Annotated in this window: 18 protein-coding genes; 3 read left to right on the top strand and 15 right to left on the bottom strand. The window is 48.9% G+C overall.

Going from position 1 to position 26,306, the window contains the following annotated elements; translation table 11 throughout:
* Positions 1–252 precede the first annotated feature (252 nt).
* From cydX to purL, 4 genes are all read right to left on the bottom strand, one after another.
* Positions 253–369, bottom strand: a complete 117-nt coding sequence (cydX, locus tag K0H59_RS06690; protein WP_011622029.1) for a cytochrome bd-I oxidase subunit CydX — start codon at positions 367–369, stop codon at positions 253–255.
* 18 nt (positions 370–387) lie between these two features.
* A complete protein-coding gene (gene cydB / locus K0H59_RS06685) occupies positions 388–1,527 on the bottom strand; it encodes a cytochrome d ubiquinol oxidase subunit II (RefSeq protein WP_037420654.1) in 1,140 nt (379 codons plus the stop codon).
* A 15-nt stretch (positions 1,528–1,542) separates the two neighbouring features.
* Positions 1,543–3,099 (bottom strand): cytochrome ubiquinol oxidase subunit I, encoded by a 1,557-nt coding sequence (locus K0H59_RS06680; protein WP_220055033.1) that lies wholly within the window; start codon positions 3,097–3,099, stop codon positions 1,543–1,545.
* A 1,240-nt stretch (positions 3,100–4,339) separates the two neighbouring features.
* Positions 4,340–8,221 (bottom strand): phosphoribosylformylglycinamidine synthase, encoded by a 3,882-nt coding sequence (purL, locus tag K0H59_RS06675; RefSeq protein WP_220055568.1) that lies wholly within the window; start codon positions 8,219–8,221, stop codon positions 4,340–4,342.
* Positions 8,222–8,500: 279 nt separating this feature from the next.
* Here purL and mltF point away from each other — a divergent pair, with 279 nt between their 5' ends.
* Positions 8,501–9,937, top strand: coding sequence for a membrane-bound lytic murein transglycosylase MltF (gene mltF / locus K0H59_RS06670; RefSeq protein ID WP_011716320.1), 1,437 nt, complete (start codon positions 8,501–8,503; stop codon positions 9,935–9,937).
* Between the two features lie 439 nt (positions 9,938–10,376).
* Here mltF and tadA read toward each other — a convergent pair whose 3' ends face one another.
* The 3 genes from tadA to guaB all read right to left on the bottom strand — a co-directional run bounded on the left by tadA (position 10,377) and on the right by guaB (position 14,313).
* Entirely contained in the window at positions 10,377–10,895 is a 519-nt protein-coding gene (tadA, locus tag K0H59_RS06665; protein ID WP_258405914.1) for a tRNA adenosine(34) deaminase TadA, read from the bottom strand.
* Between the two features lie 256 nt (positions 10,896–11,151).
* Positions 11,152–12,729, bottom strand: a complete 1,578-nt coding sequence (gene guaA, locus K0H59_RS06660) for a glutamine-hydrolyzing GMP synthase (protein ID WP_220055031.1) — start codon at positions 12,727–12,729, stop codon at positions 11,152–11,154.
* A 117-nt stretch (positions 12,730–12,846) separates the two neighbouring features.
* Positions 12,847–14,313, bottom strand: a complete 1,467-nt coding sequence (gene guaB, locus K0H59_RS06655; protein WP_011622022.1) for an IMP dehydrogenase — start codon at positions 14,311–14,313, stop codon at positions 12,847–12,849.
* A gap of 122 nt (positions 14,314–14,435) precedes the next feature.
* Here guaB and xseA point away from each other — a divergent pair, with 122 nt between their 5' ends.
* Positions 14,436–15,782: an exodeoxyribonuclease VII large subunit gene (xseA, locus tag K0H59_RS06650; RefSeq protein ID WP_220055030.1), complete on the top strand. Its 1,347-nt coding sequence runs from the start codon at positions 14,436–14,438 to the stop codon at positions 15,780–15,782.
* Positions 15,783–15,938: 156 nt separating this feature from the next.
* Here the strand turns inward: xseA and der are convergent, their stop codons facing one another.
* The 8 genes from der to K0H59_RS06610 all read right to left on the bottom strand — a co-directional run bounded on the left by der (position 15,939) and on the right by K0H59_RS06610 (position 24,977).
* Positions 15,939–17,405 (bottom strand): ribosome biogenesis GTPase Der, encoded by a 1,467-nt coding sequence (gene der, locus K0H59_RS06645; protein ID WP_011622020.1) that lies wholly within the window; start codon positions 17,403–17,405, stop codon positions 15,939–15,941.
* 79 nt (positions 17,406–17,484) lie between these two features.
* Positions 17,485–18,672: an outer membrane protein assembly factor BamB gene (bamB, locus tag K0H59_RS06640; RefSeq protein WP_220055029.1), complete on the bottom strand. Its 1,188-nt coding sequence runs from the start codon at positions 18,670–18,672 to the stop codon at positions 17,485–17,487.
* 11 nt (positions 18,673–18,683) lie between these two features.
* Positions 18,684–19,304, bottom strand: a complete 621-nt coding sequence (locus K0H59_RS06635) for a tetratricopeptide repeat protein (RefSeq protein WP_220055028.1) — start codon at positions 19,302–19,304, stop codon at positions 18,684–18,686.
* 12 nt (positions 19,305–19,316) lie between these two features.
* Positions 19,317–20,594, bottom strand: a complete 1,278-nt coding sequence (hisS, locus tag K0H59_RS06630; protein ID WP_011716313.1) for a histidine--tRNA ligase — start codon at positions 20,592–20,594, stop codon at positions 19,317–19,319.
* A gap of 159 nt (positions 20,595–20,753) precedes the next feature.
* Positions 20,754–21,869, bottom strand: a complete 1,116-nt coding sequence (gene ispG / locus K0H59_RS06625; protein ID WP_011622016.1) for a flavodoxin-dependent (E)-4-hydroxy-3-methylbut-2-enyl-diphosphate synthase — start codon at positions 21,867–21,869, stop codon at positions 20,754–20,756.
* Between the two features lie 41 nt (positions 21,870–21,910).
* Complete coding sequence (locus K0H59_RS06620) at positions 21,911–23,038, bottom strand: RodZ domain-containing protein (RefSeq protein WP_220055027.1); 1,128 nt, start codon at positions 23,036–23,038, stop codon at positions 21,911–21,913.
* On the bottom strand, positions 23,035–23,823 hold the full coding sequence (gene pilW / locus K0H59_RS06615) for a type IV pilus biogenesis/stability protein PilW (protein WP_220055026.1): 789 nt from the start codon (positions 23,821–23,823) through the stop codon (positions 23,035–23,037). The genes K0H59_RS06620 and pilW overlap by 4 nt, the downstream gene beginning before the upstream one ends.
* Positions 23,824–23,855: 32 nt before the next feature.
* Positions 23,856–24,977: a bifunctional tRNA (adenosine(37)-C2)-methyltransferase TrmG/ribosomal RNA large subunit methyltransferase RlmN gene (locus tag K0H59_RS06610; RefSeq protein ID WP_220055025.1), complete on the bottom strand. Its 1,122-nt coding sequence runs from the start codon at positions 24,975–24,977 to the stop codon at positions 23,856–23,858.
* A gap of 144 nt (positions 24,978–25,121) precedes the next feature.
* Here K0H59_RS06610 and K0H59_RS06605 point away from each other — a divergent pair, with 144 nt between their 5' ends.
* Positions 25,122–26,213, top strand: a complete 1,092-nt coding sequence (locus K0H59_RS06605; RefSeq protein WP_088212047.1) for a CNNM domain-containing protein — start codon at positions 25,122–25,124, stop codon at positions 26,211–26,213.
* The last annotated feature ends 93 nt before the right edge of the window (positions 26,214–26,306 follow it).

Below are 26,306 nucleotides of genomic sequence, written 5' to 3'. Positions count from 1 at the left end.
GGCAATTGAGCATTAGCTTTCAAATAGGCTTGAGCTAACACTTTAATAAGCTGTGTGCTTATAGATACAGTGCGGCTAAATCATATTGAGCCATGCCTCTTATGGAACCCCGTAGCTAGCTTGTTGCTTGTTACATTCGATATATCAGCAAATCAATGCCACCTAAGCGAATCCTTTGAACTGAGTAACCAGGTAATAAAAAACCCCGCAGTTGCGGGGTTTTAAAGGGTTCATGCTATTGGAGGTTAGCTATTACTCAGCGTCATCGCTTGAGCGGTCCATGTTCTCCGTGTTTTCAAGCCACAGGGCGTTGATCACACCAAAAGAACAGGCTAACAAAACCCCTAATATCCACGTGAAATACCACATAGTAGATGCTCCTTAATTCTAATAGAGTGAGGCTTTGTTATCTTCAATATGTTTGCGGTTTAAACGGCCAAACATTTTGAAGTAAGTCCATACAGTGTAACTTAACACGATTGGAACGAAGATAATCGCCGCCCAAGTCATTACTGTTAATGTCATTTCACTCGCAGTCGCATCCCACATGGTTAAGCTCACGTTAGGATCTAATGAAGATGGCATAACGAATGGGAACATTGCGGCACCACAAGTTAAGATCACCATAGCCACAGTCAGCGAGCTAAATAAGAACGCAAAACCTGAACGATTTAAGCGGCTCACAACGATAACCAGCAGTGGTAATGCCACACCTAATACTGGGAACAGCATAGTAATAGGATACTTATCGTAGTTGGCTAACCAAGCGCCAGATTCAACCGCAACGGTTTTCAGCGTTGGGTTCGACAGTGCATGGTGGTCAAGGGTTGAAGTGATAACATAACCATCAATACCATTGGCTAACCACACACCCGCAGCGGCAAATAATACTGCCACTAACAGTGCACATAGTTGAGTCGCATTCGCGGCACGTACACGCAGCTCACCGTCGGTCTTCATTTGTAACCAAGCAGCGCCTTGCATCATAAACATGCTCACGCTCACTAAGCCCGCCAGTAAACCGAATGGGTTCAACAGGCCAAATAAACCACCGTGATAAGTCGCACGCAGGAACTCATCGAAGTTAAATGGCACGCCTTGGAGTAAGTTACCGAAGGCGACACCGATGATCAGCGGTGGAATAAAACCACCACAGAACAAGGCCCAGTCCCACGACTTACGCCATTTTGGATTTTCAATCTTAGAGCGATAGTCAAATCCAACTGGACGAGTGTACAAGGCAAACAGCACTAACATCATGGCCACATAGAAGCCAGAGAAAGACACTGCATACACCATAGGCCATGCCGCAAATAAGGCACCACCTGCAGTGATTAACCATACTTGGTTACCGTCCCAATGGGGGGCAATAGTGTTGACCATAATACGGCGCTCAGTATCGTCTTTACCGATAATCGGTAAAAGTGCACCCACGCCCATGTCAAAACCGTCAGTGACCGCAAATCCGATGAACAGTACGCCGATCAGAGCCCACCAGATAACTCTCAATATTTCATAATCAAACATAATGAAATCCTCTGCTTAGGCTTCTAGTTTCTCGAAGTGATAACGACCAGTCTTTAAACTGCTAGGGCCAAGACGGGCAAACTTAAGCATCAAGAATATCTCGATCACCAGCAGCACAGTGTAGAACAGTGAAATCGAAAGAATACTGAACCACAGGTCCCCAGTCGTTAAACTCGAAGCAGACATAAAGGTCGGCAGTACCTCAGAGATGGTCCAAGGTTGACGGCCATATTCAGCCACAAACCAACCACACTCGATCGCAATCCAAGGTAATGGCAAGCTAAAGAGTGCTGCTTTAAGAACCCATTTCTTCTCTTCGATCTGATGACGTGTGCTTTGCCAGAAGGCCGCCGCGAACACAAACAACATCACAAAGCCTAAGCCAACCATCACGCGGAAGCTCCAGAAAATCGGCGCCACATTTGGAATAGAATCCTTCGCAGCCGCTTTGATTTGCTCTTCTGTCGCATCCACAACATTGTCGGTGTAACGCTTCAGCAGTAAGCCGTAACCTAAGTCAACTTTCGCCGCTTCGAACGCGTCACGTAACTCAGGAGACTTATCACCAGCGCGCAGTTTCACCAGCATCTCGTAAGCTTTCATACCGTTGCGGATACGCACTTCGTGTTCAGCCACTAAGTCACGTAAACCAGTCACTTCTTCATCTAAAGAACGTGTTGCCACGATACCCATAGCGTAAGGGATCTTCACCGCGAAATCGGTGTGCATGGTTTCTTGATTTGGGAAACCAACTGCAGTAAAGGCTGCAGGAGCTGGCTCTGTGTGCCATTCAGCTTCAATCGCCGCTAACTTAACGCGCTGCGCTTCACCCACTTTATAGCCTGATTCGTCACCCAGAACGATAACAGACAGGATAGACGCCATACCGAAGCTGGCTGCAATCGCAAATGAACGACGAGCAAAAGGTAAGTCACGTTTCTTCAGAATGTAGTACGAGCTGATCGCTAATACGAACATTGCGCCAGTCACATAGCCAGAAGCCACAGTGTGAACAAATTTCACCTGTGCAACAGGGTTGAAGATAACATCAGCAAAGCTGGTCATTTCCATACGCATGGTTTCGTAATTGAACACGCTACCCACAGGGTTTTGCATCCAACCGTTTGCCACCAGGATCCACAATGCGGAGAAGTTGGAACCAAAGGCGACCAACCAGGTTGTCGCTAAGTGTTGACGTTTAGAGAAACGATCCCAACCGAAGAAGAACATACCCACGAAGGTCGATTCTAAGAAGAACGCCATTAATCCTTCAATGGCCAGTGGTGCACCAAAGATGTCGCCCACATAGTGCGAATAGTAAGACCAGTTAGTACCAAACTGGAATTCCATCGCTAAACCCGTTGAAACACCCAAGGCAAAGTTGATACCAAACAACTTACCCCAGAACTTAGTCATATCTTTATAAATTTGTTTATCCGTCATCACATAGAGTGATTCCATGATAGCCAGCAAAAATGCTAACCCCAAGGTTAAGGGAACAAACAGGAAGTGATACATGGCTGTCAGCGCAAACTGCAACCGTGATAGCTCAACAACCTCTTCAACAATCATCGGTGACTCCTTACGTGGTGCGTCCAATTGCTACGACTACTTGAGCCATTCGTAGCAAGTGCCTTTGTAGGATAGTGAGTTTTCATTTTGTGTTTATAGCTGGATTCAGTATAAACCGTTAAATTTCATCTTTTTCATTACATCGAAGCAGCAAGGCATAAAAATCCCCTTTTTCCTCGCATACTGAGACCCTAGTCACACTATCGCTCGGCTTTGAGACTTCCACCTCACCACCCAATCCTACAAATGATCCCATCGATATAAATATCAGATAGTTAAGATATTTAATCGCTTTCATTTGTGAGTATTTTATACCACCCGCCTTTGATTCAAATCAATCAAACTCAGGGCTTTAGATGGGTTTTGCTACGGGGCACACACTTCACTTTTACCCACAGTTGACAGAGTCATAATTATGGGGTAGAGAGCGATTCGCACTGAATTAAAAAGTCCATTTTTGACCGTTTGAGTACAAAACTGCACCACAAACACCAAAAATCGATAAAAACAAATTAAAAACAATATTCACACTAATAAAACATTATCTATTCAATTTTAGATAATTCAAAATATTCATTTAAAATCAATAACTTAAATAATTAAACCAAATTAAAACAATAAAGGCATCACATATATTTATTAGTTTTTCTAATTGTTAAATGTACTTTTTCTCGTTTGAGAAGATAGATTGGAATGGTTAATATATCTCCTGTGTTAAGGAGACGGTTTGATGTGACTGGTGAAGCGCCCCAGGCAAGCCAAACTCCGCGCACATAGGTATAACTTTGGTGTGGAGAAAGAGATATGACAAACTTATTTGAACGTCTGGTTAACAGCTATAAGCGTGTTTTTGTTGAACTTTATACAGCTCGTGAGCTGTAATCGTTCACCGCTTACTCTGAAATAATACTGATTTGATTTGAAGTTTTGTTAGCGCAAAACGAGCCCCCTTCTCGATGAGTTGGGGGCTTTTTGTTTTTATCACTCGAGAATACAGGCAAGTACAGCGACTAAATTAAGGCAAGTCAGTTTTGTTTCACTTGTGTGAACTACTTATTAAGGGGTATTTAGTCTTTAAAATTGATATTTTTAAACTTCATTTTATTAGATTTAACAAATGTAAGACTAAGATCTTAAAATACCTTATCTTTTTAAAAGATGCGTTTTATATATAAAAAAGGAGCGAAAAATTTCGCTCCTTTTTTTGCTCACTTAAGTCGTGGTTTTCTCAATAAAAACCTTAGCCTAAGTTGACTCGCGCATTGCGGAACATGCGCATCCATGGGCTGTCTTCACCCCAGTTATCTGGATGCCAAGAGTTCGCAACCGTTCTAAATACACGCTCAGGATGTGGCATCATCAGGGTCACACGGCCATCGGTAGTACAGATACCGGTTAAACCGTTTGGCGAACCGTTCGGGTTTTGTGGGTATTGGGTGGCAATTTCACCTTTACCATTCACAAAACGCAGCGCGATAGTGCCAGAGGCCTCAGCTAACGCGAGCGCCTGCGCGTTGGCAAACTCTGCATGGCCTTCACCGTGGGACACGGCGATAGGCATACGTGAACCAGCCATACCTTGGAAGAACAGTGATGGACTTTGCTGTACTTCAACTAAGCTGAAACGCGCTTCAAAACGCTCAGAACGGTTACGCACGAAACGTGGCCAGTGCTCGCTACCTGGGATGATTTCCTTCAGGTTAGACAGCATTTGGCAACCGTTACACACCCCGAGGGCAAAGCTTGAATCACGCTCGAAGAAGCGTGAGAACTCATCGCGAGCACGGGCGTTGAACAGGATAGACTTAGCCCAACCTTCACCCGCACCTAATACGTCACCGTAGGAGAAGCCACCACAGGCCACCAGACCTTGGAACTCTTCGAGGCTAATGCGGCCCGACAGAATGTCAGACATATGCACGTCGCGGCTCTCAAAACCTGCACGGTCAAACGCAGCCGCCATTTCCACATGAGAGTTAACGCCCTGCTCGCGCAGAATCGCCATCTTAGGTGCAGCACCTTTGAGGATGTACGGCGCAGCAACGTCTTCACTTGGATCGAAGCTTAAGTTAACCGTTAACCCTAAGTCGGTTTCATCCTGCTTAAGTTTGAACTCTTCTAATGCACAGGCTGGGTTATCACGCAGTGCTTGCATGCGGTAAGTGGTTTCAGACCAGATAGTACGCAGTGCAACACGTGTCTCGCTGAACACTTCACGCGCAGCATCTTTAATGGTGATGCGTTGATCGTTCGCCAGAGTACCAATCACATGGCAAGGGACGCCTGCTTGGGCAAATTGCACAGCGATAAGCTCGGCATCCGCGCGGCTCACTTGCAATACACCACCGAGCTCTTCATTGAATAGACGTTCAACATCAGTACCTTGCAGTGCACTTAAGTCGATAGCAAGACCAGTGTTACCAGCAAAGGCCATTTCCACTAACGTCGTGAATAAACCACCGTCACTGCGGTCGTGGTATGCAATAACCGACTTCTTCGCCACCAGTTTTTGCATGGTTTCGAAGAAACCACGTAAAAGAGCAGTATCGTCTAAGTCTGGCGCGATATCGCCTAACTCACCGTAAACCTGTGCTAAACAAGAACCGCCTAAACGGTTTTTGCCAGCGCCTAAGTCGACTAATAACAGCGATGTTTCGCCTTTATCACTGCGAAGCTCTGGCGTTACCGTGTTACGGATATCCTGAACCACACCGAAGGCAGAAATGACCAGCGACATAGGTGCCGTCACGGTTTTGTTCGCGCCGTCTTGCTGCCATGCAGTTTTCATCGACATAGAGTCTTTACCGACAGGAATGGTCAGGCTCAGTTCTGGACACAGCTCTTCACCCACGGCCTTAACCGCTTCATAAAGACCCGCATCTTCGCCAGGGTGACCCGCGGCAGACATCCAGTTAGCCGACAGTTTGATACGTTTGAACGAACCAATATCCGCACCTGCGATGTTCATAATCGATTCGGCCACCGCCATACGGGCAGAGGCGCCAAAATCGAGCAGTGCCAGCGGCGTACGTTCGCCCATAGACATGGCTTCACCGGCATAGGTATCAAAACTTGCCGCCGTTACCGCGCAATCTGCAACTGGTACTTGCCATGGGCCAACCATTTGGTCACGGTTCACTAGACCGGTTACCGTGCGGTCACCAATGGTGATAAGGAAAGTTTTGTCCGCCACAGTTGGCAGGCTAAGAATGCGTTTAACCGCTTCTTTCACATCGATTTTGCTTTGCTCAAGCGCTGGTGAAACTGCCTTAGCAGACACCACATTACGGCTCATCTTAGGCGCTTTACCTAATAACACCTCGAGTGGCAAATCGATAGGATTGTTATCGAAATGGCTGTCGGCTAGGGTTAAATGCTGCTCTTGCGTTGCCTCGCCCACTACCGCAAACGGTGCACGCTCACGCTCACAAATCGCCGTAAATAAAGGCAGGTCTTCGGCAGCAACCGAAAGCACATAACGCTCCTGCGATTCGTTACACCAGATCTCCAGCGGGCTCATGCCCGGCTCGTCCGATGGCACGTTGCGCAGATTGAAGATACCACCACGGCCGCCATCGTTAACTAACTCAGGGAAAGCGTTAGATAAACCACCCGCGCCCACGTCGTGGATAAATTGGATTGGGTTTTTATCGCCTAACTGCCAGCAGCGGTCGATCACTTCCTGACAGCGACGTTCCATTTCTGGGTTTTCACGCTGAACCGACGCAAAGTCTAAATCTTCGCTCGATTGACCCGACGCCATCGAAGAAGCCGCGCCGCCGCCAAGACCGATATTCATCGCAGGGCCACCGAGTACGATCAGCTTAGCACCGACGGTGATTTCGCCTTTTTGTACGTGCTCTTCGCGGATGTTACCTAAACCACCGGCTAACATGATGGGCTTGTGATAACCACGGACTTCTACACCATTGTGGCTAGAGACTTCTTGCTCATAGGTACGGAAGTAACCTAACAGGGCTGGACGACCAAACTCGTTGTTAAACGCTGCGCCGCCAAGTGGGCCTTCGGTCATAATGTCCAGCGCACTGACGATACGCTCAGGCTTACCGTAGTTGCCTTCCCAAGGTTGTACAAAACCTGGGATTTTTAAATTCGATACGCTAAAGCCAGTTAAACCCGCTTTAGGTTTAGAGCCACGACCGGTTGCACCTTCGTCGCGGATCTCACCACCCGAACCTGTCGCCGCACCTGGGTATGGGCTGATTGCCGTAGGATGGTTGTGGGTTTCCACTTTCATCAGTACGTGCATTGGCTCAGTGTGATAGCTGTAAACACCGTTTGGATCGGGGAAGAAACGTCCCGCAACCGAGCCTTCCATCACAGCGGCGTTATCTTTATAGGCAGATAACACGTGGTCTGGTGTGGTTTCAAAGGTGTTTTTAATCATCTTGAACAGAGATTTTGGCTGCACCGCGCCATCAATTGTCCAATCTGCGTTAAAAATCTTGTGACGGCAGTGCTCAGAGTTAGCCTGAGCAAACATCATCAGTTCAATATCGTTTGGATTGCGGTTCAAACGCACAAAGTTTTCGACTAAATAATCGATTTCATCTTCGGCGAGCGCCAGACCCATTTCGACGTTGGCCACTTCAAGGGCACGGCGACCTTCAGCCAACACGTTCACACTCTTGAAAGGCGCAGGCTCAGTGCGCTTAAACAGCACATCGGCCTTAGCAAAATCGTCCAATACCACTTCAACCATACGGTCGTGCAATAACCCTTTGAGGGTTTGTTGCTGCTCGACAGTCAAAGTGTCTGACTCCACATAATAGGCAACACCACGCTCTAAGCGCTTCACTTTACCTAAGCCACAATTGTGGGCGATATCAGTGGCTTTAGAAGACCATGGGGAAATTGTGCCGGGGCGGGGAGTAACAAACAGGAGTGAACCTTGGGGGGTATGGGCTTCGATAGCAGGTCCATAGGTGAGAATTTTTTCAAGTTGCTCGCGCTCATTGGTCTCAAGCAACTCGCTCAAATCCGCTAAATGAACATACTCAGCATAGATTTGGCGTACCGGAAGCGCAGCGTTTACGCAGGCCTCCATTAGCTTTTGCACTCTAAACGTCGAGAGTGCTGGGGCTCCACGGATGATCTCCATCACGTCAATTCACCTTATATTTATAATTGCAGGGGTCAGAGATGGCGCTATTATAAGGAAATGTCTGTCACAAATCACCTGTGACCTTACGTAAAACAGTGTTTCCTATTAAGATAAAAAGCGGTCCTTTTCCCCTCCTTCGTATTCCATGCGGTACGATTTTTTTACGTAATTGGCGACAAACGGATATAATCACAGCAATGTCAGCCAGTTTATCCTTGTTACCTCACTGACCTTCTACTGTTCATCATTTTGATTTTATTTAATAAAGTGTGTTTAATGACTCGATTTCTGTTCGCGATTATCTTAGGTTTCTTACTGACGGCTTGTCAGCAAGTGACCGTGGAAGAAACAGAATATGTCCCCCATAAACTCACCGAATTAAGGGTTGGCACCCTTTATGGCCCACAAATTTATATGACCTCGGGCCAAGGCAACAGCGGCTTCGATTACGATATGGCGGTACTGTTTGCCGAGTATCTCGATGTGCCCTTAAAAATGGTGCCTTATACCAACCGCGCCGAACTCTATGATGCACTGAAAAAAAACGAGATTGATATCATTGCCGCGGGGATGACTGAAACCCCTGCCCGGCGCGAACAATTCCGTTTAGGCCCGCCGCTGTATCGTGTCAATCAAGTACTGGTTTACCGTGAAGGCATGCCAACACCAAAAGATATTACTGACTTAAAAGGCAAAATTACCGTAATTGCCGACTCTTCTTTTGTGGAAACCTTGACGCAATTACAGAAACGCCATCCGACGCTGGTGTGGGATCAAGTCACAGATAAAGACAGCGAAGAGCTGCTGGCGATGATCGCCAACAAGGAAATAGACTACACCATCGCCGACTCGAGCAGCGTGCAGATTAACCGCCGCTATTTACCGGATCTGCGCTCAGGGCTCGTGCTAGAAGAAAAGCTTGATGTGGTTTGGTTACTGCCCCCCACTCATAGTGACGGCTTGATGAGTCAGTTATTGGCGTTTTGGCACCAAGAGAAACTCGCTGGAACACTCGATCACTTAAACGAAAAGTACTTTGGCCACGTTAAGCGTTTCGACTATATCGACACCCGCGCCTTCCTGCGCGCCATCGAAACCGTGTTGCCCCGTTATCGGCAGCTTTTCGAAACCCATGCCGGAGACTTAGATTGGCGTAAATTGGCGGCGACCAGTTATCAAGAGTCCCATTGGAATCCTAATGCCCGCTCGCCGACTGGGGTGCGCGGCATGATGATGCTCACGCAGCCGACCGCCAAAGAAATTGGCATTACGAACCGCCTCGATGCGGAAGAAAGTATTCGCGGCGGCGCCGCTTATTTACGGGATATGATCAACCGTCTGCCCGAGTCTATCCCCGAGAGTCAACGCATGTGGTTTGCGCTGGCCTCTTACAATATCGGTTATGCCCATGTGGAAGACGCCCGTAAACTCGCCGAATCCATGGAGCTTAATCCCAACGCGTGGCGGGATCTTAAAAAGGTATTGCCACTGCTGCAAAAGCGTAAATATTATCAAAAGACCCGCTACGGCTATGCCCGTGGTAGCGAAGCCGTGCATTACGTCGACAGCATTCGCCGTTATTACGACACCTTAGTCTGGGTCGATAATCAATCTAAACAACAAAATAGCGATGAGGAAGAGCCGAGCGACCTCGCCTCGGAAGATGGCCCAGCGCCAGTGCCCGGCACCCTCAGCCCAGATAAGCCGAAATAGCCCTAACCGCTTCCCCCTCAATAACTTGACTTGTGCCGCAGCCTTGCTTTTTTGCGGCCATCAAACCACGATTTTAATCTTAGATTAAGCCAATACAGGCTAAAGTGAGTTCGCTTTGGGCTAAAAACGCTGCTTTATAGAGCAGATGAATCGAGGGGGATTGCCGCCTGAGATCTCTGCTGATACTGTCATAGTGACAGGTCAATATAATCATCATTGTGCGTTAACCCATAGCCGTTAACCAAAGCAAAATAGCCTTAACCTAGACAATAACAAGATTGAAAACGGGGTCTATATGAGAAGAAAAACCATCAATAACAGCGCATCACGCCGTCGCACTACACTGAAAATTCGTCATCGCCGGGTGCTTAATCGCCACAAACTGTTTTTTACGTTTATCCAAGCCCAAGACTAACACTTAAGCGAGCCCCAAAACTCCTTAGGATAGTGTCCCCTGCTGCGCCTTTTGAGCCTGTTTTAAAGCCTTCTTTTCCTCCCTGCGACGTTTAAAAAAGCGGCTTAATTGGTCAGCACAGTCCTGCGCTAACACCCCAGATGTAACCTCAACTTGATGATTAAAGGCTGGATGCTGCAAGAGATTAAGCACGGTTCCTGCGGCGCCCGTCTTCTCATCCTTTGCCCCAAATACCACGCGGGCAATCCTGCTATGCACCATGGCGCCGGCGCACATGGCACAAGGCTCAAGAGTTACGTAAAGAGTGGTATCGAGGAGGCGATAGTTTTCAATCGTTTGCCCCGCAGCTCGCAAACACTGAATTTCAGCATGGGCGCAGGGATCGTGCTCACCGATAGACAAGTTATATCCGACCGCGATTTGCTGACCACTTTTGACTAAAACCGCCCCCACTGGTACTTCACCCGCTGCCTCGGCCTTTTCAGCCATAGTCATAGCGACACGCATCCAATGTTCATCGACTCGAGCTTGTTCAAGGCTCACTGGATTGAGACTCGCTTGATTGAGACAAGGTTGCTCGCCAGTTAGCACATCAGCACTAGCTTCATCACAACCAAGTTCATCAGAGCCAAATTCATCACGGCTATGCGTCTTCCCATGCAAGGTTTTGGGGTTCAGTTTTGTCTGCTCCACTTAAGGATTCTCATTAATCAACAATTTGGGCAATTATACCCATAACCAATAAAAAAGGCGCACTTGGCGCCTTTTCATTAATGCATCATGTCATCAAGACAGGGAATTATTCCCACTCGATAGTTGCAGGTGGCTTACCTGAAATATCGTAAACCACGCGGGAGATACCGTCGATTTCGTTGATGATCCGGTTAGACACTCGGCCTAAGAAGTCATATGGCAAGTGTGCCCAGTGCGCGGTCATAAAGTCGATGGTTTCAACGGCGCGCAGTGACACCACCCAATCGTATTTACGGCCATCGCCCATCACACCGACAGAGCGAACCGGTAAGAACACGGTAAAGGCTTGGCTGACTTTGTTATAAAGATCAGCTTTGTGCAGCTCTTCGATGAAAATCGCATCGGCGCGGCGCAGCAGATCGCAGTACTCTTTCTTCACTTCGCCAAGCACACGCACACCTAAGCCAGGGCCTGGGAATGGGTGGCGGTAAAGCATGTTGTATGGCAGACCGAGCTCAAGACCAATCTTACGCACTTCGTCTTTGAAGAGTTCGCGCAGCGGCTCAACCAGACCTAATTCCATATCATCCGGCAGACCGCCAACGTTATGGTGCGACTTAATCACATGGGCTTTACCTGTGGCGCTGCCAGCGGATTCAATCACGTCTGGGTAGATGGTGCCTTGGGCTAACCATTTAGCGTTAACGCATTTCTTGGCTTCTTCGTCGAAGATTTCAACGAATACACGACCGATGATTTTACGTTTCGCTTCTGGATCGGCTTCGCCTTTCAGCGCGTCGAGGAAACGGTTTTCCGCATCGACATGAACAATGTTCAGACCGAAATGGTCACCAAACATTTCCATGACTTGCTTCGCTTCGTTTAAACGCAGTAAGCCGTTATCAACGAATACGCAGGTCAGTTTTTTGCCAATGGCGCGGTGTAGCAGCATGGCCACCACCGATGAATCCACACCACCAGACAGACCTAAAATCACTTCATCGTCACCCACTTGCTTTTTCAAGCGTTCGATAGCGTCTTCGATGATTGAAGAAGGTTTCCAGTTGGCCGCACAGCCGCAGATATCTAAGGCAAAGTGCGACAGCATACGCATACCTTGGCGGGTATGGGTGACTTCAGGGTGGAACTGCACGCCGTAGAAACGTTTTGCTTCGTTAGACATGGCCGCGAATGGGCAAGTATCAGTCTTAGCAACCGCAACGAAACCTTCAGGGATCGCAGACACTTTATCGCCATGGCTCATCCACACGTCGAGCAGTGATTTGCCATCGCTACTGACTGCATCTTCGATATCTTTAAACAGGGCCGATTGCGCTAACATTTCGATTTGAGCGTAGCCGAATTCACCTTCGCCAACGCCTTGAATCACTTTACCGCCGAGCTGCTCAGACATGGTTTGCATGCCGTAGCAAATACCTAGAACAGGTACGCCAGCATTGAACACATATTCAGGTGCGCGGGGAGAATTGTCGGCAGTCACACTTTCAGGGCCGCCAGCGAGGATAATCCCGTTAGGGGCAAACTCACGGATTTGGGCTTCGGTCACATCCCACGCCCATAACTCACAGTAAACACCAATTTCACGGATACGACGGGCAATTAGCTGGGTGTACTGAGATCCAAAGTCGAGGATCAGTATCTTATGCTCATGAATATCGCTCATGGATAACCTTTATCTCATCTATTGTTTTAACTTAACTCAAGACTGCGAGGTTCAATCTCGAGGGCATACAAATCTTAATAACGGGGCGGCTTATCGCCGCCCCGTTATTACAAACGTTTACGCACCTGAACGGTAGTTTGGCGCTTCTTTAGTGATAGTCACATCGTGAACGTGGGACTCGCCCATGCCCGCAGACGTCACTTTCACAAATTGCGCTTTTTCGTTCAGTTCTTGGATCGTGGCACAGCCCGTTAGGCCCATGCATGAACGCAGACCACCCATATGTTGATGGATGATTTCCTTGAGCTTGCCTTTGTAAGGTACACGGCCTTCGATGCCTTCTGGCACCAGCTTGTCGGCAGCATTGTCAGATTGGAAATAACGGTCAGAAGAACCTTGAGACATGGCACCTAAAGAACCCATACCGCGGTATGACTTATAGGCACGACCTTGGTAGAGTTCCGTTTCGCCTGGCGCTTCGTCAGTACCCGCGAACATTGAACCCGCCATGATGCACGATGCACCTGCAGCTAAGGCTTTGGCTAAGTCACCCGAGAAACGTACACCGCCGTCGGCGATAACAGGGATCCCTAAGCCTTTTACGGCTTCGGCAGCGTCAGACACTGCGGTAATTTGTGGCACGCCCACACCCGTCACGATACGTGTGGTACAGATAGAACCAGGGCCAATACCGACTTTAACCGCGTTAACACCGGCTTCAACTAGGGCTAATGCGCCTTCAGCTGTTGCCACGTTACCACCGATGATTTGTAAATCTGGGTATTTAGCGCGGGTTTCACGGATACGTTGCAACACGCCTTCAGAGTGGCCGTGAGAAGAGTCAATCAGCAGCACGTCAACACCGGCTTTCACCAGCGCGTCGACACGCTCTTCGTTACCAGCACCCGCACCCACGGCAGCGCCCACACGTAAACGACCTAATTCGTCTTTACAGGCATTAGGCTTACGCTCGGCTTTTTCGAAGTCTTTTACTGTGATTAAGCCTTTCAGCTTGAAGTTATCGTCGACAACTAACACTTTTTCGATGCGATTTGAGTGCATTAATTTTTGCACTTCGTCTAACTTAGTGCCTTCCGCAACAGTGACTAAACGCGCCTTTGGCGTCATCACTTCTTCTACGGTTTTGCTCCAGTCAGTCACGAAACGTACGTCACGGCCAGTGATAATACCCACCAATTCATTGGCTTCGTTTACCACAGGGTAACCCGCAAAACCATTCTTCGCGGTCAGTACTTTAAGATCCGCCAGCGTAGTTGAAGGCGTTACAGTCACAGGTTGTTGAACCACACCCGCTTCGTAAATTTTTACTTTACGAACTTCTTCGGCCTGCTTTTCTATGCTCATGTTTTTATGAATAAAACCTAAGCCACCTTCCTGTGCCATGGCGATAGCAAGACGCGCTTCGGTCACAGTGTCCATAGCGGCAGACACAAGCGGAATATTCAGTTCAATGGTATTGGTCAGGCGAGTTTTAAGGATGGCGGTGTTTGGGAGTACAGTCGAATGCGCAGGAACAAGTAACACATCGTCAAAGGTTAGCGCTTCTTTAATTAAACGTAGCATAGGCAACATCTCCCCAGTTGAGTAGGATTTTAGAGGTGAAATATTGCGGCGGGATTATACCTTGCATCTGGGGAGCGGTAAATGGAAAATAGTGAAAAAATCCCATTTGCACGAGAAAACACATGCAAGTCCCTAAAAATAATATTTATACCGTCTCACGCCTCAATGGTGAAGTCAGGCAAATTCTCGAGGGACAACTGGGAAAAGTCTGGCTAAATGGTGAAATATCCAACTTTTCCGCCCCCAGCTCGGGCCATTGGTATTTAACCCTCAAGGATCATTATTCACAAATTCGTTGCGCCATGTTTAAGGGACGCAACCAAAGCGTGAGCTTTAAACCTGTGAATGGTCAGCAGGTGCTCGTGAAAGGCGCGATTAGCGTGTACGAGCCTAGAGGCGACTATCAATTATTGATTGAGTCTATGCTCCCCGCGGGGGATGGCTTATTGGCACAACAATTTGAAGCACTCAAAATGAAGCTCGCGGCGCAGGGGTTATTTGCCGCCGACACTAAACGCCAGCTTCCGAAAAATATACAACGCATTGGGGTGATCACCTCCCCCACGGGCGCGGCTATTCGCGATGTGTTGCATGTGCTTGCCCGCCGAGACCCTTCCATCGAAGTGATTATTTATCCCACTCAGGTACAAGGCGAGAGCGCGGATCTCAATATCTGCCAAGCCATCAATATCGCCAACCAACGGCTCGAGGTGGATGTATTACTGCTCACCCGTGGCGGCGGCTCACTCGAAGATTTATGGTGCTTTAATAGCGAAGCGCTCGCCCATACCATTTACAACAGCGCCCTACCCGTTGTCAGCGCCGTAGGCCATGAAGTAGACACCACCATCAGTGACTATGTGGCCGACGTTCGCGCCCCGACGCCCTCTGCGGGCGCAGAGCTACTGTCTCAGGATAGCGACAATAAGAGCCAACGCTTAGCCACAGTACTGTCACGCCTCAAACAAAGCGCCAGCCACTATCAACTCAAGCAGGAAAGACGCTTAAGTTTGCTCGAGCATAGGCTGCAACGCTTAGATCCTAAGCGCACCCTGCAACAATTTGAGCAGCGTTTTGATGAAATGCAATTACGGCTCGAAGCCGCATTGTCTAACAAATTGCACGGTTTAAGTCGCCGTCAGCAGCAACTGGCCAGTCGCCTCGAGCAGCAGTCCCCAAAGCACAAGCTCGCACTCGAGACCAATAGGTTGAGCTATTTAGCGACGCGTTTGCAGGACGCTATGCAAGATACCCTTAACCAAAGTGAGCAGCGAATTAAATATGCCGCCCATCAATTAGAAACTGTCAGTCCATTAGCCACCTTGAGCCGGGGGTACAGCATCACCACAGATGCAAATAACCAAGTCATAGACAATGCCGCTCAGCTGAGTATTGGCGATAGGATAAACACTCGCCTACTCCATGGGCAGGTGCAGTCGACAGTGACGCACATAACAGATGAAAGCTAAGACACAACAGCCTTAAGGCTCAACACTCAACGCTCAAGCCCATAGCAATAAAGCATTTGATCGAAACAAGACTTAAGATTTCCCCCTAAAATGCGCCAACAAAAAAGGAACCCTAGGGTTCCTTTTTTATGTTCAGCTTAAGCCCAAAGCGCAGATTTACTTTGTCTTGCGATCTTTAATATGGCTCAGGGCGCGCTTACGGCGACGCTCTTGGCTCATGGTCAGCTTTTCAACCTTGTTTTCAAACGGGTTATCACCCTCTTGGAAACGTAGCTGAATTGGCGTACCCACCACTTTCAATGAACGACGGAAGTAGTTCATCATGTAGCGCTTGTAAGAATCCGGTAGCTTGCTGACTTGGTTACCGTGAATAACCACGATTGGCGGATTATAACCACCGGCGTGGGCGTATTTCAGTTTCACACGGCGACCATTCACCAATGGTGGCTGATGGTCATCCTGCGACATTTGCATGATGCGGGTCAGCATCGAGGTGCTCACGCGGCGAGTCGCACTGTCGTAAGCTTCTTCAATCGACTCAAACAGATGGCCAACACCAGTGCCATGTAGCGCCGAAATAAAGTGAATGCGAGCAAAGTCGATGAAGCCTAAGCGGCGGTCGAGTTCACTCTTAACGCGGTCTTTAATGCCCTGATCGATACCGTCCCACTTGTTGACGGCGATGACTAAGGCGCGGCCCGCGTTCAAGGCAAAACCTAATAGACCTAAATCCTGCTCGGCGATACCTTCACGGGCATCTATGATCAGCAGCACCACGTTGGCATCTTCAACCGCTTTGAGGGTTTTGATCACCGAGAATTTTTCAATCACTTCATGGACTTTACTACGGCGACGCACACCGGCAGTATCGATAATCACGTATTCGCGGCCATCGCGTTCCATCGGAATGTAAATACTGTCGCGAGTGGTGCCCGGCTCATCGTAAACCACCACACGCTCTTCACCTAAGATACGGTTAGTCAGGGTCGATTTACCCACGTTCGGCTTACCGATAATCGCAAGCTTGATCGGTAAATCCTGCAGACGTTTTTGCTCGGCTTCGGCTTCTTCTTCGGTGTACTGACGCTCGTCGACTTCTTCCTCTTCGCCTTGGCGTTCAATGCCCATAGCTTCAGCGTAAGGTGTCAGTGCGTACTCAATCATGTTGGTCACGCCGCGACCTTGGGCGGCAGCCATTTGATAGACCTCACCTAAACCTAACGACCAAAACTCGGCGCAGGCAGAATCGGCATCGATACCGTCAATCTTGTTCGCCACCACGAAAGTGGTTTTTTGACGGCTACGTAAATGCTGAGCGATAGACAAATCCGCGGCGGTTAAGCCCGCGCGCGCATCGGTCATAAATAAGACAACATCGGCTTCTTCGATAGCGGCGAGGGACTGCTCGGCCATCTTAGTTTCGATCCCCTCTTCGGTGCCGTCGATACCGCCGGTATCCACCACGATAAACTCATAGCCGGATAGGAATGCTCGACCATATTTACGGTCACGTGTTAGGCCAGGAAAGTCAGCAACCAGCGCATCACGCGTACGCGTAAGGCGGTTAAATAAGGTGGATTTACCGACGTTCGGCCGACCAACAAGGGCCACTACAGGGATCATGATTTTGCCTCTAAAAAACTTTTCAATAAAAAGCCCCCGGAACACACTTCCAGGGGCTCTACAAGGATAACACTTTTAACTAAGGAAGTGTTACAACAGCTAACTTTCCGCTGCGACCTTGCACGTAGATTTTATCATCCACCACTAATGGCTGGCTGAATAATCCAGAGCTGTCCACTTGGATACGACCGACAATACTGCCAGTGCTGCGGTCGATAAAGTGCAGATAACCTTCAAAATCGCCCACGACCAGATAGTCGCGATACACAGCTGGTGATGTAAGTGTACGGTTCGCCAGCTCAGAATTGCTCCACAATTCTAAGCCGTTACGTCTATCCACAGAGTAGATACGGCTGTGATCATCCACTAGAAATAAGCTTAAACCGGCAGACGCTAGTTCATTAAAGCTTGAGTACTTACGGGTCCAAATCACACGTCCGCTACGCAGTTCCATCGACACCAAGTTACCGTTGTAGCTCACCGCATAAAGGTTGTCACCTAAGATCAGCGGGGTCATATCCACATCGGCCATACGAGTAAACTCATTGCCGCCAGTTGGATTATAAATCGCTTGTTCCCATGCGGCTTGACCGTTGTTTTTTACCACAACAGCGACTTTGCCATCGGCGGTACCGATAAAGAAACCACCCGCCTCATAGGCCGCAGAACCCGTGCCACGTAAGGTCAGATTAGGCAACTGCATCTCATAGGCCCACAGCTTAGCGCCCGTATCGACGTTAAAGGCTTCGAGCGCGCCAGAGCTAGTGCTCACCACTACCACATCGTCAGCAACGGTTGGCTTAGAGAGTAATTCGCCCCCAGCCACGACATGCCACAGCACTTGACCATCTTCGGCATTCAGCGCGGCCAACAGACCACTCTCACCACCGACAAAGATTTTATTGCGCGCGGCAGTGACACCCGCGGCTAAGCGTGCGCCCTTGTTTTTGGCTAAGGCGTTATCACGAAACTCTTCACTAAAATCTTTTTTCCAAACGCGCTCACCCGTGGCTTCATCAAAGGCCACGACTTCGCCGTAACGGTCAGCTGCAAAAATTTTACCGTAACGAACTGCAGGAGTGAGGCGAGAGTAATAATCACCGACACCGTCACCTACAGAGGCGCTCCAACTTACTTCAGGAAACACTGTCGCCTGAATCGCAGTTAACTCACTTACCGGTTCTTCTTCCACATCGCTAGAAGAACAGGCGGATAACATAGCTAGGCTTAACCCAGCGGCTAGCAGGTTCTTGCACCAAGACTTCATCAAGGGATCCCTTATGCTTGATTTAGGTTATCAAGTTTGATTTTAAGTGCAGGGCTGGTCACAACACCGCCATTGTCCATTGCCGCTTGGTAAGCGGTTTTCGCTTTATCCGCTTCGCCTTGGCGTACAAAGAAATCGCCTTTGAGTTCTTCACGTTGTGCTAAGAAGGCTTTATCAGTCACTTGATCTAAGGTCGCCAGCGCAGTACCGATTTGGCCTTGCTCTGCTTGAATGCGTGCTAAACGCAGTGTTGCCACTGTGTCTAATCCGGCGCCCGGCTTAGCGGCAATCACTTTCTTCAGCGCTTCTTCGGCCTTAGCAAAATCTTTCGCTTCAACCGCGGTTTTCGCAACGATCAAGTCCAGCAGTGCTTGATAGCCCTTTTGGTCGTGATTTTTGGAAAACTCAGCAACGCCAGCTAGCATGGCCGCTTCGTCAGTTGATTTGGTGGTTAAGGTTTGGAAAGCCTGTGATGCTTCTTCGGCCTTCACAATTTTCATGTCGGAGTAATAGTTCCAACCGTACAGGCCGCCTAAACCAACGACCGCCCCGATAACAATCGAGGTTCCATAGTCTTTCCAGAACTGCTTGATAGCATCAACTTGTTGTTCTTCTGTGCTATAAATTTCCACGCGCACGTCCCCTTATTTGGTAAGTTCAGCTAAAAATGCGCTTAATGCATTTCGAGCGACCCGTTGTTGTTCGTTGTCATTGCGTAAATATTTAACGGTAACCACACCTTCGGCGAGTTCTTCTTCACCGATGAGTAAGGCTACTTGTGCGCCGCTTTTATCGGCACGCTTAATTTGCTTCTTGAAGTTACCGCCGCCGCAGTGGCTCATAACACGCAGTGTCGGTAAGGTTGAGCGTAACTCCTGCGCCACTTTAATGGCTTCAACCAAGCAGCTATCCCCCATCGCCGCGACATACACATCGACAGCCGCAGGGATATCTTGGGTCAGCTCTAAGGTTTCAAGCAGCAACACAATGCGCTCTAATCCCATCGCAAAACCGACGGCAGGCGTATCTTTACCGCCCAATTGAGCGACTAAACCATCATAGCGACCGCCCGCAAGTACAGTGCCTTGAGAGCCTAAGCTATTGGTAACCCATTCAAAAACCGTGCGATTATAGTAATCCAAACCACGGACTAAGCGCGGGTTAACTCGGTATTGGATGCCAACTGCGTCGAGGAGTTCACGCAATTGTGCAAAATGTTGTGAAGATTCTTCACCTAAGTAATCCATCAGCGCAGGTGCATCAGCTAAAATGCTTTGCACTTGCGGGTCTTTCGAGTCCAGTACGCGCAGCGGATTACTGTACATACGGCGCTGGCTATCTTCGTCTAATTTGTCCTTGTGTTGCTCTAAGAAGGCAATCAAGGCTTCACGGTAAGCGGCGCGCTCGGCTGGATCGCCTAAGGTGTTTAGCTCAAGCGTCACATGCTCGCTAATGCCGAGTTTTTCCCATAGACGGGCCGATAACATCAACACTTCGGCGTCGATATCGGCGCTACCAATGCCGTAGACTTCCACACCAAACTGGTGGAATTGGCGATAACGGCCTTTTTGTGGACGTTCGTGGCGGAACATAGGGCCCATGTACCACAGGCGTTGTTCTTGGTTATAGAGCAGACCATGCTCATTACCGGCACGCACGGTTGAGGCGGTGCCTTCTGGACGTAGGGTTAAACTGTCACCGTTACGGTCCTCGAAGGTATACATTTCTTTTTCAACAATATCAGTCACTTCACCGATAGAGCGTTTAAAAAGATCGGTATTTTCCACTATTGGAGTGCGGATCTCACTGTAACCATAAGCAGCCACGCTCGCACGTAGTACCGCTTCCACTTTTTGCCATAGAGGACTTTGAGTTGGCAGAATGTCGTTCATTCCGCGAATCGCTTGGATCTGTTTTGCCACTGTATCGACTCGTCCGATTTTCGCTAAATTAATAAAAAATGTCAGGCATTATAGGCTGTTCAACACTAAACGTAAAATGACCCCGTCGGTTTCGGGGTCTAGCTCAAGGCTTGAGTGTTTTTATAACGCTTAACCTATGGGTTGATTCGGCTGTGTCTGTTACTCAGTCGTGTCTTTCACTTGGATGCGATTGGCCATTTGGCTCGCCTTAGCGCGAATTTTTGCCTCGAGGGAATCGACTAGATTGTCATTGTCGAAACGCTCTTTTTGACGCTCGCCTTCATCGTAGTAACCACTCTTACGATGTCCACCCGTTAAGCCAATGTGAGACACTAAGGCTTCGCCTGGGCCATTGACCACACAGCCGATGATAGACACATCCATCGCAGTCGTCACATCTTCGAGGCGGCGCTCTAATTCATTTACTGTGCTGATCACATCGAACTCCTGGCGCGAGCAAGAAGGACAGGCAATAAAGTTAATGCCACGGCTACGAATACGCAGTGACTTTAGGATATCAAAGCCAACTTTGATTTCTTCCACCGGATCGGCCGCCAAGGAAATACGCAGCGTATCACCAATGCCTTCAGCAAGCAGCATGCCTAAGCCAACGGCAGACTTCACCGCACCCGCACGGGCGCCGCCTGCTTCGGTAATACCTAAATGCAGTGGCTGGCGAATTTGCTTAGCCAATAAACGATAGGATTCTACCGCCAAGAACACATCGGAGGCTTTTACGCTGACCTTAAATTGGTCGAAGTTCAAACGGTCGAGAATGTCCACATGGCGCATGGCCGATTCGAGTAAGGCTTCTGGCGTGGGCTCTTTGTATTTGTCCATCAGATCTTTTTCTAATGAACCGCCGTTCACCCCAATACGGATAGGAATATTTTTATCGCGGGCGCACTCCACCACACTGCGGATACGCTCTTCGTTACCGATATTACCCGGGTTGATACGCAAACAGTCCACACCATATTCCGCCACTTTTAAGGCGATACGGTAATCGAAGTGGATATCCGCAACCAAGGGCACAGACACCGATTGCTTAATCACTTTAAAAGCTTCGGCGGCGTCCATGGTCGGCACAGAGACACGCACAATATCGGCACCCACTTTCTCTAGGGCACGGATTTGGGCAACGGTTGCCTCAACATCTGTGGTCTTAGTGTTAGTCATCGACTGTACGGCAATCGGCGCACCATCACCAATCGGCACATTTCCCACATAAATGCGGGTTGAAGGACGTCTCTTTATGGGTGTTTCGTTATACATACTCAATACGCTCTTTTCGGTACTCTGCGTAGGCGCCAGACTTAAACCTGTGGGATAGTCAAACGCGCAACACGACCCTTAGGAAATTCAGCAAGGCTGATGGCTTTACCATCGACCGTAAACGTGGACACGACAGTGGGAGCGCCTAGGATCACTTTAAACGGAGGCACACCACTGGCTTGAATATTCGCACCCGCACCACGGACGCCGTCAACAATCGCTTTGCCCTTGGCATCGACTATGTTGATCCAGCAATCGCCCGTGAGCTCAATGGTAATGATCGACTGCCCTGCGGTCACTGGCATGGCTTGCGCTGTCGAAGCAGTATTAATTGCTGGTGCATTCGATGCGGTTGGGTTCTGCACTGGCGCGGTATTGGTCGCGGCGTTTTGTGTAGCGTTTGAAGCCCCAACAGTATTGCTCGCTGCCAAGTTCGACGCAGTGTTAGAAGCATTGCTCATCAGAGCGGTGTTAGATTCGCTCGGATTCACAGCTGAATTGGCAGGCGTCTGCTCTGCTTCCATCGCCGCCATATCGTTCATATTCGGGTCGATAGTGCTCTCATCGGTATCTTTTACCGGACCATCGGTCGCCATTGAGCCATTGACCGCAATCTCGCTTAAGCGCTCGCTAGCGTCGGTTTCCGTTAGCAGCACATCGCCCGGCAAAGTTTGATTCGCCGCCGCTAACTCTTCCGCCGTCGGTTGAGACACATCAACATGAGTCACTAGCGTGGTTCGTTGCATCCACCATAGGACGAACAGGCCCAATAACACGATGACAATAAAAAAGCTCAGCCACTTTAATTTAGTGTCACGAGCTTGATAGGTCGTCTTGCGGGAAAAGCTTTGCATGGCAGGCTGCGTCACTAACGGCACCTGCCGCGCTAGGCATGCCTCAATCAGGGCGTTATCCACCCCCAGCATGCGCGCATAGTTTTTGACGTATCCGCGAACATAGGTCGAAGAAGAAATATTGGAAAAATCGTCGGCTTCGAGATTTTCAACAATCCCTGGGCGCAGATGTAACTTCACCGCGGTATCCGCAATGCTTAAGCCCATCTGCTCACGAGCCGTTCTAAGTACAGTGCCGAGCGTTACATCAGGCGTCGACTCAGCTTCACTCGCTGCTACTGGTTCTACTGACGCGTTTATTTCGTTATCTTTCATTGATGCAAATTAACTCTGTATTGCTTGGCTTGAGGCGATGCTGGGAATTTGGCGAGCAATAAAATGCCAAATCGCTTCATAGCAGCATCATCATTCAACGCCTGCTCAATTTTTATTCCGAGCGTTAAACTCTCTGGAGTCTGGGCTGCCACTTGGTGATAGCGCGCTAATTGGTTTTGCGCATCGATATAATCACCTTTATCTACCCCAAGCTCAGCCAGCTCCAGTAAAGACACCGAGCGTCTCGGGTCATACTTTAACGCCATCTGAAAATACTGTCGTGCCTTTTCTGTTTGTCCCGCGTCTCGGCTGCAAATGCCTAAGTTTTCATAACTGGACGCGGTACGCGTATATTTGGGCATTTCTATCGCGGCCAAAAACATTTTTTCAGCTTTGTCGTATCGCTTTTGTTGGCACAAAAACACCCCAAAGTTGTTCATGGAATCGCCAGAGGCGTCCTTAGTATTGATAGCGTCTTGATACGCCTGTTCGGTACGTACTAAATCGCCAACGGTTTGATAGTAATAGGCCATGGCCACATGCACATCTTCGAGCTCTGGCGCATATTCAACGGCTTTATCAAGATTGTATTTGGCTTGTTCCGAGTTACCTCGATTAAGGTAGGTTAAACCGAGCTGCATACGCTCCCGTGCGGCGGCGACTTTATCGAGTTTTCGCTCCGACACGGGAATATCAGTCCCTGAATAGGTACGCTCAGTTACGCATCCTGTCACTAATAATGACAGGGCAATTGCTAATGATAACCCTGACAATCCATGCTTCATGGGCAAGCCTATAAATCTGTGCAAACAAAGAGTTAATTCATTGTGACCGAAATCTGATTTTCTTGCATGCGTTTTTTTGCTAAACGCTTGGTTCGATCGCGAATATCCCCCGCTAACTGTCCACAGGCCGCGTCAATATCATCACCACGGGTTTTACGTACAATCACAGTTAAGCCATATTCCATCAATACCTTAGAAAAACGGTCGATGCGCGAGTTTGACGAGCGACCATAGGGCGAGCCTGGGTATGGGTTGAATGGGATCAGGTTAACCTTGCAGGGCGTATCCTTCATTAATTGTGCTAATTCATGGGCTTGTTCAGTGCTGTCATTGATGTGATCGAGCATCACATACTCCACAGTCACGCGGCCACGGTTAGCATTAGATTTAGCGATATAACGGCGAATTCCCGCAAGGAACTCTTGCAATGGATACTTTTTATTCACGGGAACCAGAATATCGCGCAATTCATCGTTTGGCGCGTGGATACTCACGGCGAGCGCCACATCGAGGGCATCACCGAGTTTATCTAATGCTGGCACTACGCCCGAAGTTGACAGGGTCACACGGCGTTTTGACAGGCTGAAGCCGAAGTCGTCCAGCATGATATCCATCGCTGGGATCACGTTGGCAAGATTAAGCAGAGGTTCACCCATGCCCATCATCACCACGTTGGTGATTGGGCGCTCGCCAGTTTCTTTGGCGAACCCTAAAAAGTGGGAAACACGCCAAATTTGACCGACGATTTCAGAGACAGTTAAGTTGCGGTTAAAGCCTTGCTGTGCGGTCGAGCAGAAAGTACATTCGAGGGCGCAGCCCACTTGAGACGACACACACAGGGTGGCGCGGTCATCTTCAGGAATATACACGGTTTCAACTTCTTGGCCTTCGCCGACATGGATGGCGAACTTAATGGTGCCATCGGAAGATTTTTGATAGCTCGAAATCTCAGGCGCCACAATCTCACAGCGCGCCGCCAGCTTTTGGCGTAACACTTTGTTGATGTTAGTCATCTCTTCGAAGTCACTGACACCGAAATGATAGATCCACTTCATCAGCTGATCGGCGCGGAAAGGCTTCTCACCCAGATCCGCAAATAATGCGCGCATCGCCTTACGATCAAGGTCTAATAAATTGATCTTTTTTTCACTCATAGGACTAACCTCAACACCAAAACCTGCAACAGGGCGGCGAATTATACAGACGCAGAAAAATTTTAGCCAGCAACTCCACACTCCTATGCTAGAATCGGCGTGGGTCAATGTTGGCCTAAATTATGGAGTTGTAATACCACCTATATGTTAACCCTCATCATTATAGTGCTTGTCGCTGTCGGAGTTTCTTTTCTGTGCAGTGTATTCGAAGCAGTGTTGCTCTCGGTTACCCCTAGTTATATCGCCTCGCTCGAACAAACTGACAGTGCCGCGGCCGCCCGGTTGCGTAAACTAAAAGAAAATATCGAAGCGCCTCTCGTGTCTATTTTGACCCTAAACACCATTGCCCACACTGTAGGTGCAGCCGTTGCCGGTGCGCAAGCGGCCAAGGTCTTTGGTGATGACATGCTCGGCGTGTTCTCCGGAGTGTTAACTTTTATCATCCTATTCTTCTCAGAGATTATTCCGAAATCTGTGGGAGCCAACCACTGGCGCCGTTTAGCCCCGAGTGTATCGATTGCCATCACTTGGATGAAGCGTGTCACTAAGCCGCTGATTTGGATGTCGCAACAGGTGACTCGCCTGCTAGGTAAAGGGGAAGAAGGTCAGTACATTCGCCAAGAAATGAGCGCCATGGCCAAGATTGGTCAAGAATCCGGTGAGTTAGACGAGCAAGAGTCTAAAATTTTGACCCAAATGCTGAAGGTGCGTGACGTGCCTGTGACAGCGATTATGACGCCGCGTACCGTGATGTTCTCCTTGCCGGTTTCACTGACGCAAAATGAGTTTGTGCAGGAATATCGCGACAAACCTTTTACCCGCATTCCGGTATACGATCAGGACCACGACGATATTATCGGCTACATCACCCGTACCGATGTGTTGCTGGCGGAACGTTACACCCCTGATGCACCGATTGGTGAACTCAAGCGTAGCCTATTTGTGGTGCCCGAGACGGCTAAAATCCTGCCGTTATTCGAGCGGATGATTAAACGCAATACCCAAATTGCGATGGTGGTTGACGAATACGGTAGTAGCCAAGGTATTGTGACCCAAGAAGACATTATCGAATCGCTACTTGGCTTAGAGATTGTCGATGTGAATGACCCTGCGACCGACATGCAACAATTGGCCCGTAAACTCTGGACCAAACGCATGAAGCAAAAAGGCATTCGTCTCTCCGATGATGGCGATTTCGAAGCCGCCGCCGAAGATGACGAGGCACGCTCGGGTTAATGACATTATTTAGTCATTGTTAAAGTAAAGGGAGCCTGGCTCCCTTTCTTGTTTTTGGGGAGAAGGTTATAATCTCCCGCCGTAAAAGAGGTA

The organism is Shewanella sp. FJAT-51649 (genome assembly GCF_019457435.1).
GTDB lineage: Bacteria > Pseudomonadota > Gammaproteobacteria > Enterobacterales > Shewanellaceae > Shewanella > Shewanella mangrovisoli.
This window is presented reverse-complemented; position numbering and strand designations above follow the sequence as displayed.